The sequence below is a fragment of the Cupriavidus basilensis genome, assembly GCF_029335485.1.
Lineage (GTDB): Bacteria > Pseudomonadota > Gammaproteobacteria > Burkholderiales > Burkholderiaceae > Cupriavidus > Cupriavidus basilensis_E.
Map to the genome: position 1 here is coordinate 1 of NZ_JARJLM010000187.1, position 10,214 is coordinate 10,214.

The 10,214-nt window shown below is 56.1% G+C and carries 10 protein-coding genes; 2 read left to right on the forward strand and 8 right to left on the reverse strand.

Features of this window, described 5'->3' with window-relative positions:
- Positions 1-130: 130 nt before the first annotated feature.
- Positions 131-916, reverse strand: coding sequence for an XpsR family transcriptional regulator (locus P3W85_RS11025; RefSeq protein ID WP_276264819.1), 786 nt, complete (start codon positions 914-916; stop codon positions 131-133).
- A 1,247-nt stretch (positions 917-2,163) separates the two neighbouring features.
- On the opposite strand from P3W85_RS11025, the gene P3W85_RS11030 reads away from it, so the two are divergent.
- Together P3W85_RS11030 and P3W85_RS11035 are read left to right on the forward strand one after the other, a co-directional pair.
- Complete coding sequence (locus tag P3W85_RS11030; protein WP_276264811.1) at positions 2,164-2,514, forward strand: DUF1484 family protein; 351 nt, start codon at positions 2,164-2,166, stop codon at positions 2,512-2,514.
- A gap of 612 nt (positions 2,515-3,126) precedes the next feature.
- Positions 3,127-3,360, forward strand: a complete 234-nt coding sequence (locus P3W85_RS11035) for a DUF2164 family protein (RefSeq protein ID WP_276264812.1) — start codon at positions 3,127-3,129, stop codon at positions 3,358-3,360.
- 667 nt (positions 3,361-4,027) lie between these two features.
- Here P3W85_RS11035 and P3W85_RS11040 read toward each other — a convergent pair.
- From P3W85_RS11040 to P3W85_RS11070, 7 genes are all read right to left on the reverse strand, one after another.
- Positions 4,028-4,327, reverse strand: a complete 300-nt coding sequence (locus tag P3W85_RS11040; RefSeq protein WP_276264813.1) for a hypothetical protein — start codon at positions 4,325-4,327, stop codon at positions 4,028-4,030.
- A gap of 365 nt (positions 4,328-4,692) precedes the next feature.
- Positions 4,693-5,349 (reverse strand): phosphatase PAP2 family protein, encoded by a 657-nt coding sequence (locus P3W85_RS11045; protein WP_276264814.1) that lies wholly within the window; start codon positions 5,347-5,349, stop codon positions 4,693-4,695.
- A gap of 81 nt (positions 5,350-5,430) precedes the next feature.
- Positions 5,431-6,609, reverse strand: a complete 1,179-nt coding sequence (locus tag P3W85_RS11050; RefSeq protein ID WP_276264815.1) for a DegT/DnrJ/EryC1/StrS family aminotransferase — start codon at positions 6,607-6,609, stop codon at positions 5,431-5,433.
- A gap of 11 nt (positions 6,610-6,620) precedes the next feature.
- Positions 6,621-7,271 (reverse strand): acetyltransferase, encoded by a 651-nt coding sequence (locus tag P3W85_RS11055; protein WP_276264816.1) that lies wholly within the window; start codon positions 7,269-7,271, stop codon positions 6,621-6,623.
- Between the two features lie 3 nt (positions 7,272-7,274).
- The gene (locus tag P3W85_RS11060) at positions 7,275-7,883 is read right to left on the reverse strand and encodes a sugar transferase (RefSeq protein WP_276264817.1); all 609 of its coding nucleotides are present in this window, start codon (positions 7,881-7,883) and stop codon (positions 7,275-7,277) included.
- A gap of 293 nt (positions 7,884-8,176) precedes the next feature.
- Positions 8,177-9,280, reverse strand: a complete 1,104-nt coding sequence (locus P3W85_RS11065; RefSeq protein WP_430869529.1) for a glycosyltransferase family 4 protein — start codon at positions 9,278-9,280, stop codon at positions 8,177-8,179.
- A gap of 75 nt (positions 9,281-9,355) precedes the next feature.
- A partial coding sequence (locus P3W85_RS11070; RefSeq protein ID WP_276264818.1) for a hypothetical protein occupies positions 9,356-10,214 on the reverse strand: 859 nt, incomplete at its 5' end.

Sequence of the window (10,214 nt, forward strand, 5' to 3'; positions counted from 1 at the left end):
CCCGTGGAGCAGATCGCGCCCGGTCTCGGCTCTGGCGCGGCGTCGGACTTCACCAGGGCATTCCGCCGGGCTTACGGCATGTCGCCACTGGCGGCCGATGCGCAGTCCGCCGGAACGGCGGACAAGCCAATCAAAGCGCCTGGGCGGGCATATGAGGCGTGGCCTCCGAGGCAGTGGCGCAAGACACCGCGCCTGACCGAGCTGATGCCTGCCGTTGCACGCCGTTGCCGCTACTTGCGGCACCGGCCCACGCACCCGACATGGTCCGCGCCATCATGGCGCCCTGAACCTCATTGCAGGCCCCTGGCAACCCGGTAAATGCGCCGGCCGGCACACTGTTCAGCGTCTCGGCGGACTCCACAAAATCGCTCGGCGCAAGGCGCGCGCCAAGCAGCTTTCCGAATGCATTCAGCAGCACATCCGAGGTCAGTCCCATGCTGCCCGCCAAAGCAGGACAGACGATCCAGGTGGTGCCGTCCCTGACGTACACGCGCAGGACCTTGACCAGGTCCGCCGGCTGGAACGGCAATTCCTCGGCCACCACGGCTTCCAGCCCGAATGCCCGGAGGTAGTCTTCCTCATGCCGATAACCGAGGCAGAAGATCACCTTGGGCCGCCAGCGGGCACGCAGCGTTTCCAGAAAGCGGAAACGGGCGCCATTCCGGCACAGCTCCAGGTAGCGCTCCTTGGGCACCAGTTCGGGCTGGCCCCGGAACACCTTGGACCAGGGCGTCAGCCCATCGAGCTGCGCCGGCAGGGGGAACAGGTTCAGCTTGAACTCGTTGCCATCCGGCGCGTAGAGGCGCTCCCAGAAGTATGGCTTCCAGTCGTCATCGTCCGACCTCAAGCCCAGCGCCTGCGCACGTGCCGCGGCCATGATGCGGGCAATGCGCTGATGCTGGAGCCAGCGCCCCATATCCTCCCGGTGCCTGGCACGAAACGCCGCATCCCATGCGGGCGGCTCCATGCTCGGGCGCAATGGCCTGGCCAGCGGCTCAAGCCAGGGATGCGGACTTCTGTCGCAGATCCAGACGGATGCCTGCGGGTTACCTCCCTCCATTCCGACGTACGACGCAAAATAATTGTCGAGCTCGTCGCTCGTAAATACCCCTAGATCCTGCATGTTGCCCCTTATCAATGGGACCCTCTTTACCCCATGCCACAACGTGCCGCTTTGGTGCCTGCTTCGAGGTCTAGCGTGCCGCTGTGGTCCGTTTGTCCGGTCTGCACGCCGCGCGCGCCGCCCCGGCGGGCTGAAGCCCGCTCTTGTGCGTTGTCATCGCGCTCGCCGCGCATCCGGCATGATGTTGCCACTAGCCATATGCCGTACACGATTGCCCTTTGAAAGGGCGCGGGGGATTGGAGTGTCGCGGCATAACCGGCGTCGAGTAGCCCAACGCCACTCCGCTCTTCGGCGGATGCTGCCACAGGCCGCAAATAACAAATTGCGGCCTTGTATTGTCATGCAATGCAGACATAAGCTGACTCAAGCCACCCTACACTGTCGTTTATGCCCTATCCACATCACAATCTGATGAAATTCTCTCCCTTGGCATCCATAAAATCTCCTTCTGAAAACGCATATCCATATCGGAAACGCAAGGCAGGCCCGAAGAGAAAAACGGCGCCCGCAGGCCGTGGAAGGACGATGTCCAACCCGTCCTGTCATCAGGAACGGACCGAACTTTAACCTAAATCATTTGGAACATAAATTTTATTGTTTTCAGTTCAGACATAAAAAGATCTGATGGAATGTAATCCCATCAGAGACAATTGAGTTTATCCCCCCCGATGGGGGGATATGTTTTCCCAGGATATAGAGGAAGACGTCAAATACGGGCATGCCGATATTCAGGCGCTAACAGCCGCGCACCGGCACGACGCCGGCCGCCACGAATCCACAGCCGCGTGAGCGATCGACCTTGGCCGCATTCGGCAACCCGCAGCCGGTCGCCCCGGCTAGCGGGAAGGCTGGGGATGGCCGATTGCCGAGAACGGCTACCCGGGCCGGTGCGCCGCCTGTGACAGCCTTGCTCGCGTAGCGCTGATTGACATGCCGGCGCGCGTGGCCGAGAATCCTCCCTTCACCGCGAACAACGGTGATCGGGCGTGGAAACCCGGGAATATCTAGGCCGACAACCACAGTTTGTGCAGGAGGCCGCTATGCCCAACAACACCACCGCTCAGTTCGAGCACGCACACACCCTTGCCATCGCCCGGCAATCCGCGCTGATCGCGGAACTCATCGAACTCACATTCCCCGCCGACACCCCGGACAAGCTCCGTGTACAGGAACTCGCTTACCAGCTGGCCGAGCTGCGCGGCAGCATGCATGTCGCGGCGCAAGATGGCTGCGATACTCTGCTGCGCGTGATCGCCGGCCTGGGTGCGGTGCTGCGGCTCCTGGAGGCGGACGGCGATACATTCGAGGCAACGCATGGGCTGCATTGCTTGCTGACGCCGTTGAAGCAGCAGTTGGACGGAGCTGTGAATCGGGTGCAGGGCTTGATCTGAGGGCCAGGGCGGGCGCATTCGGTTTCGCTGGCGCCTGCCCTTTTCCTTTTTCCTCCACTGGTTGAAGGAAAAACGGCAGCATCATGCTCAGGCAGGCTCCCGCCAGTCCTTGCCGGCCGCAAGCCATTGATTGCGTTCGGCAAGGGACCGGATCGGGCATTCCACGCCACGTTCTGGAGGGTGTCGTTGAACTGCTGCTGATATGTCCGCACCTGTCAGGCACCCAGCACATTCAGGCCAGGATGGCGGCAACGATGCCGGGGACGTATCCGTGGCGCATAGCGTCGCTGACATAGCCAACCGGCCAATGCGCGCCGGTTCCTCCCTCTCTCCATGCACGTTGGGAAATTTCCCAATCCCGAAGCCTCCCTCCTCCCGTAACTTGTTGGCCACCCATCGCCTGCGCGTTGCCTTAGCCCAGCGCGAACGCCGCAGCCGGACATGGCTGCCTCTCGCACACCGGACGGGCTTGCCAGCATCCCTGCAGGGCCTCCGCCTACGCGCGACTGCGCGGGAGCTATCGATTTCCAACTGCTGACAAGGAGCACCACACGACTACAAAATAGATACCGCCGCCGCATTTCCACTTCACTTCAGATCCATCCGTGCATCATGCAAAACGACAAGCTCGACCTGATCAAATTCTCCTCGCAAGTGCGGGATCTACTGGATAGCGAACTCCAGATTTCAGTTGGCAACATGGAAGTGGTGCCGTTTGCCGAGAAGCTGTACAAGCTGATGCGCGCCCAGGCCTACAACGAAGGTGTGCTTGACGCGAAGCGTGTGATGGACCACAAACTGTCCGACATCGCCGAGCAGCTCGATATCCTGTTGCGCTATGACTAAAGCGTATTCGGTAAAGCAGATCAGAGAGGTCTGGATCAATGCCTATCTGAACGGAGAAACGGACTGGCTCGCCTATCTGGAAGCCCCTTCCTTCTTTGTAAAGAGAAATGCCGAGCTCATCTCCAAAGCCGATCAGCTAGCATACCTCGAACGAAGCCGCGCCAAATTTCCGAACAAGAGAGCAGGCGATGTTCAGGGAAACAGTCGCTGCGATGCATGAACACAAGAACCGGGCCCACGCCTCGGCGCCTGCGTCTACCTCCTACACCTGTTGCTGCAACGTGCCGTGCAACGGCAGCCCGGCTGCCTTGATGAACTCATCCGCGGCGTAAAGGCTGATCGCACCGGGCTGTTGCCAGACCAGGGGGGCCAGGAAGAGACGCTACGTGTCTTCGACGAAGCGCTACGGATGCTGGACCAAGCCAATGACCAGATGAAGATGGCAGGCGCCGGGGGATCGCTCATGAGATAGACGCAACAACGCCGAGAGATGCTCCGATGCTCATCCGGATCAACTTCCGTTTTTGACAATCCTCTCCTGCCAGATACGGCCAAACCTGCGGCTGGCATGAGCCCCAGTCCTGAAACGTAGCGGTTCAGGTTCACCTTGCCGCCGCCAGCCCTACAACCCACCTGCCGGCCGGTGATCATGGCGAAGCCGAGCCGCTTACGCCGGCGCTGAAACGGAAGCCATCCCATCCTGCACGTGCTCAAGTTCCAGTTCGCTCAGCACCGTAATTTCCAACGCGAGATCCGCCGCAAGAGAAAGCAGGCTTTCCTGAATGGCAGCATCCATGCTGACGAATTGCTCAAGGGCGCTGCCGGGCGTCATGAGCAGCAGGGAGTGGAGTTGCGCGGCTTTGGTGGCGGCGAGCTCGGCGGGAGATTCGAGCTTGGCGTGGGTTGTGAGACCGGTGTTCCGACCCACCCGGCTTGCCCCTATTCCATAGCGCTTGACCTCACACATGGCCGATCTCCCTAGACCGCTGACGAGCGCTTCTGGTAAGTGAGAAGTGCCGCTGCGATCGCAGAGAATCGCCACCTATCGGGCATGAACACCAACAAGCAATGGATTCTGGCAAGAGGGAAACACTGAGAAGGTGCGAGCACGCACCCCTAGATCCAAACATCATGGACAGGCTCCATACAGCGACAATTAGCCAGCAGCGTTGCCGCTGGTCCGCCTGTACATCAGGACGCCAATCCCGGCTACCGTGGCATGGCAGCTGCTGGAGTATAGCTTGAATGCAGCTGGTTTGGATTGAGCCTCACAAGACTGACGGGCACTACCGCGCCCGTCAGTCAGGCGACCTCATACGGGTCAACCAGCCGTCAAAGGATTTGCCGTAGCCGCACCGAGATGCGCCGCATACCGCTGACCGGGTCGGTATAGATCTGGCGCGTGTACTGTTCGGTAGCACCCATCCAATGCGCCGCTCTCTGCCAGAGCGCGGCCTTGGTTGGATTGACTGTATCATGCATGTCGAAGATCAACGCAACTGACAACGGCAACACAACAAGCAATGACAGATGCACTGGCCGCAAGCTTGGCTGCCAGCGCATATATGAGCAGACCACTAGCATGCCGACCATCATGCCGACTACGGTCTCCGAGAGAGTGTGATAATTTCCGGCCACCAGCGTAACAGCCATGAGAAGCGCAGCCGCCAGCCCAAGATAGAAGCCCCATCGCACCGCCCGCTCGCCAAACACTGCGCCAATCACCATAAACAGCAACGGGTAAATCGCCGTGGTCTGCATGGCGTGGCCACTGATACTGTAGAAGCCCGCCGCTGGCAGACACCAGCCTCCCAGATCGAATGCCAGCTTGCCTGCAATGATCACTGTGAGGCCAATCCCAAAGCACGCCAACCAATGCAATGCACGCGCCCTATACCCACCTAGCAGCGAAACAATCGCAATGGACGCTGCGAGCGGCAGTGTCCAGGTACTATCCCCGAAAGGGATGACATATTCCCACAGCATCATGACCGGGTGCCCTTACAGTCAGGGCGCCACGCAAGACAAGAAGTGGAGTAGACCCTCCACTTACTTGCACGCTCCGCCCTCTCAGCCACGCGTAGCCTGCTCCACAACTGCACGCGCCACCTGTGCGGTCCGGGTGATTTCCGCCTCCGTCAGAGTCGGATGCACCAGGAATAGAAGACTGGTCTCACCCAGTTCCCTTGCCACCGGCAAACGCTCGGCTGGCCGCCAGCCTGTGCCATCGAATGCTTTCTCCAGATACACCTCGGAGCAGGAACCCGAATAGCACGGAACGCCTGCCGCATTGATCTCGGCCATAATCCTGTCCCGATCCCAGCCACTAGCCAACGCCTCAGGCCGCACGAACGCGTAGAACTTGTACCAGGCATGCACCACACCTGCGGGCGGCAACGGAACGCGCAGTGCCTTACACGGCTTCAGTGCCTCTACCAGCGTCATCGCATTGGCAGTACGCCGAGCGGTCCAATCGGCCATCCGCTTCAACTGGATCCGCCCAATGGCGGCCTGGATTTCCAGCATACGCCAGTTGGTGCCAAACGACTCATGCAGCCAGCGAAAGCCTGGCGGATGCTCGCGCTCGTAGACCGCCTCATAGCTCTTGCCATGATCCTTGTAGGCCCACATCCGCGACCACAGATCACGGTCGTTAGTGGTAACCATCCCGCCTTCGCCGCCCGTGGTCATGATCTTGTCCTGACAGAAAGACCAGGCCCCAATGTCACCGATGGAACCGACTGCCCGCCCTTTATAGACAGCGCCATGCGCCTGTGCGCAATCCTCGATCACCACAATGCCATGCTCCCTGGCCAGTGCCGTGATGGGATCCATGTCACAAGGCCTGCCCGCAAGGTGCACGCAGATAATTGCCTTGGTACGCGGTGTCAGCACTGCACGCACGGTCTGGGCAGTAATGTTCTGGTCATCGCGATCGACATCGGCAAAAACAGGCGTCGCGCCGGCCAGCACGATACTGGAAACGGATGCCAGGAAGGTACGGGAGGTGACAATCACCTCATCGCCAGCGCCGACGTCCAGCGCCTTCAGGGCTACATCGAGGGCAAGCGTGCCGTTGGCTAGCGCCACAGCGTGGCTGGTGCCTACCCAGGCTGCGAACTCGCGCTCGAACTCGCGGCCTTCGGAACCGGTCCAGTAGTTGACTTTGTTGGACGCCAGCACGTTCTGCACGCTTGCCAGCTCTTCAGGCGTGAAACTCGGCCAAGGTGAAAAACCTGTATTCAGCATCTCGGCTCCTCTTATTTGACAAACGGGCGTGCAGGATTTCCCACCACTGTGACGCCAGGAGGCACATCCCGCGTCACCACAGCACCCATGCCCACAATCGCGCCGCGGCCGATGACGAGGGGTGCGCCCGGCTTACCCTGCTTGAGTACTGCGCCCGTGCCGATATAGGCGTGATCCTCGATCAGCACGTTGCCATTGCACTTTACCCCAGGAGCAAACGTCACGTAGTCCCCCACGACGCAATCGTGCGCAACGTAGGAATAGATATTAGCGTGAAAATGCTTGCCGATTCGGATATTGCTCGTCAGCGTAACGAACGGACAGATCACTGCGCCGGGGCCGATGGTAACGTCATCCAAGACCACGGCGTTGAATGCAAAGATATCTATGCAATCCACGCAATCCCGCTCCGCGCGCAACACCAGCTTCTCGCGCACCTGGCTGGCTCCTATAGCAAAACTCAATTGCTTATCGACCGCAGGCTCCGCCAGAAACTGCGAATATGACAACACCCGATGACCGTTGCTTATGAGTGGATTCTCACCATCGTCCACAAACACCAACTCGAACGAACCCGCCCCGGCAGTCGCCAGTTGGGCACGCGCCAGCGGCATCACTTCGCGCCCAAATCCACTAGCGCCATAGATTCCAATCAACTTCATCGCTCACTCCTTCCGTTCGTTGGCCGGCGCACCGGTGAATCGCGTCATGGTGGCCTCACCGGCTGCGCTGATTCCATCACGCACCAGCACCTTCTTTACGGTCAAAGCCAGGATTTTCAGATCCAGCCAAAACGTGCGATGATCGACATACCACGTATCCAAAACAAACTTCTCATCCCAGGACAGTGCGTTGCGGCCGTTAATCTGCGCCCACCCGGTGATGCCTGGGCGGACTTCGTGACGTCGGGCTTGCTCCTGGGTGTACAGGTGCAAGTAGTCCATGAGAAGTGGGCGCGGGCCCACCAGACTCATGTCGCCCTTCAGTACGTTCCATAGTTCGGGGAGTTCGTCCAAGCTGGTGGAGCGAAGGAAACGACCGAATGGCATGAGCCGCTCCGCGTCGGATCGTAATTGGCCGTCCGACCCCCGCATGTTTGACATTGTACGAAACTTGAGCATCTCGAACGGCTTACCACCCAGTCCCGGGCGCATCTGTCGAAAGAAAACTGGGCTTCCCAGCTTCCGACGAACCAAGCAGATAAGAACAAGCAGTGGTATGGCCAGCAATACAAGCGCCAAAGTGGCCAAAAGAAAATCGAAAAGTCGTTTCATTTTCAAATATCTTTCATTTAACGAATCGTAAATTCCACTCCCCATCAATCCTCGTACATAGGAGCAAATTCCCTCCCTCATGTACAGAAGAAGAGTACCGAACAAACCATTCTTAATGCACTCTACAGTAGAACGATACATCCATCACCAGCAACTCGCAATAATCTTGAAAAATAAAACACCCCAACTACATTTAATATAATTACGATACCAATAATATAAGTTATTTTACGACCATTATTTTTTACAAGCATCCATACAATGCAAAAAATAAAAAAACACCATAGCGGCGCCTAGTCCGCAGGCAACATACCCCGATAAAGTTGCGCCATACGCTCCCAGTGCCCCCGTTGCTCGAAACGGATCTGAACTCGTTCTCTGCCCCGACTCCCCATCTCCTGAAGCTTTGTCGCCGATGTCTGCATAGCATCTCGCATCGCACACTGCAAAGCTGGGGCATCGCGCGGAGGCACCAACCAACCATTAAAACCAGGTTCTATCACTTCGTTGCAACCATTAATGTCAGTAGCAATGACAGGCAATGCAACAGCTCCTGCCTGCAACACCACATTGGGAAAGCCTTCACGATAGCTTGGTAACACCAGCACGTGAGCCACGCGCAACGCAGGGCGGACATCAACTAGAAACCCCAACATATGCACGCGAGGGTGCGCTTCGATGCTCGCTAATACATCAGCACCCACAGGTGCAGTCTGATCCAGTTCACCCACAAACAGCAGATGTGCATTTGACGGCAAAGCGGCAAACGCCTGCATCAGTTCCCCAATCCCCTTGTCCTTGTTCAACCGACCAACAAAGCAGAACACAAACGCGTCGGAATCGATACCAAGTTGCGTCTTCAATTCCACTGCAAACTTACTCAAACCAATCGCATTTGGAGAAAAATAACTTGTATCAACACCAGCAATATTTCCATGACCAATCACTTGTAATGGCCTATGCGTAATACGGAATCTTTGCAAATCGTTCTTGACCCCATTCCCCTCTGGAATTACGCGTGTAGCACAGAAACATATCAAGCGATCTATCCATATCAAAAGCTCTCTCTTAATTCCATGAGCTGTAGGAAAAATCAGACCGGTAAAAGTATGAACTCGCACTGGAACGAAACATAGCCTCGCTGCAATCATAGCAATAAGCCCGGCTTTAGGCGTATACGAGTGAACAATTTCTGGCTTGCAACGCAAAATGCAACGAACCATCCCAACAATCGAAACTATGTCACGAAAAGGGCTTATACCCCTTCGCATTTTTACCACATTAACCGCAACTCCCTCATTTTCACCGATATCCAAAACATTCGCTCCCGGAGAGCAAACTAGAACCACCTCGAATTCACCATTTAGGAATCTTGGTTGCAGCTTAAGAATTGACAAAAAAGTTTCCGGAACAGTCACTGCTATCAGAATAACCGTCTTCGTCTTTGAATTTATAGCCATAAAAATCAACCATCAATCGCCATAAGAATTCCTCCACCCGGAGAATATCGCAACGCAAGCAAAAACCCAAAAAATAGGCGACCTCAACCCAAAAGTTGAGAAACTGTAAAACAGCGGCCCCAGAAATATCAAATTCTGATCAAGACTCAGCCTCCGCATCACAAGAAAGACAAAAATCAGAAACGATATCAACCCGAATAAACCATAATAAAAAAACAACCCCGCCCATGTTGAGTGAATCTCCACAGGGGAATTAAATCTTTCATCGAGCCCTTGCCCAGATCCAAAGACGAGATATTCAGGAAAATTCAAAATTCTCCCATAACCACGAATATCAGCCTGCTCACCCAGATCAGCATCAGAAAATCTGTCGAACATAGCTTGGGATACATCGCCCAATGAGCTAATAAAAATTACCCCTCCCGCCAGCATCACCGAAACCAACAAAATCTTTGAGATCAGGGAACCATTAGATCGACGCCGACCTCCTGGCTTGGCCAAAAGATTGAATAGAACACCCGCCGAAATCAACACCAAGCCGACTAACGCAGACCTAGACATGCTGGCAAACACAACAAGCGTGCAGGCAAAAAACAAAACTAATTTTAGGCCAACTCGCTCCATAACTACCAGACAAAACATTGAATAACAGCACAAAACCCAAAACGCCATCTGATTTGGGTCGTTAAAGAACCCATTATAACGCGGAGGAAACTTATATTCCCCAAGCCCAAAAAAATAGCACACAACCAAAAAACATATGCCAGAAAAAGACGCGCCACTCAAAAATTTTGAAAACCGCCCATCCTGCAGCAATCTATTCAACAAGAAAACACAAATAAAAAACCCATACAGATAATAAATCGATGAA

Excerpts from the sequence above, each read along its gene's own strand:
- P3W85_RS11060 (WP_276264817.1), bottom strand. The coding sequence starts at position 7,883 with ATGAAACGACTTTTCGATTTTCTTTTGGCCACTTTGGCGCTTGTATTG.
- P3W85_RS11055 (WP_276264816.1), bottom strand. The coding sequence starts at position 7,271 with ATGAAGTTGATTGGAATCTATGGCGCTAGTGGATTTGGGCGCGAAGTG.
- P3W85_RS11030 (WP_276264811.1), top strand. The coding sequence starts at position 2,164 with ATGCCCAACAACACCACCGCTCAGTTCGAGCACGCACACACCCTTGCC.
- P3W85_RS11050 (WP_276264815.1), bottom strand. The coding sequence starts at position 6,609 with ATGCTGAATACAGGTTTTTCACCTTGGCCGAGTTTCACGCCTGAAGAG.
- P3W85_RS11045 (WP_276264814.1), bottom strand. The coding sequence starts at position 5,349 with ATGATGCTGTGGGAATATGTCATCCCTTTCGGGGATAGTACCTGGACA.
- P3W85_RS11040 (WP_276264813.1), bottom strand. The coding sequence starts at position 4,327 with ATGTGTGAGGTCAAGCGCTATGGAATAGGGGCAAGCCGGGTGGGTCGG.
- P3W85_RS11035 (WP_276264812.1), top strand. The coding sequence starts at position 3,127 with ATGCAAAACGACAAGCTCGACCTGATCAAATTCTCCTCGCAAGTGCGG.
- P3W85_RS11025 (WP_276264819.1), bottom strand. The coding sequence starts at position 916 with ATGGGGCGCTGGCTCCAGCATCAGCGCATTGCCCGCATCATGGCCGCG.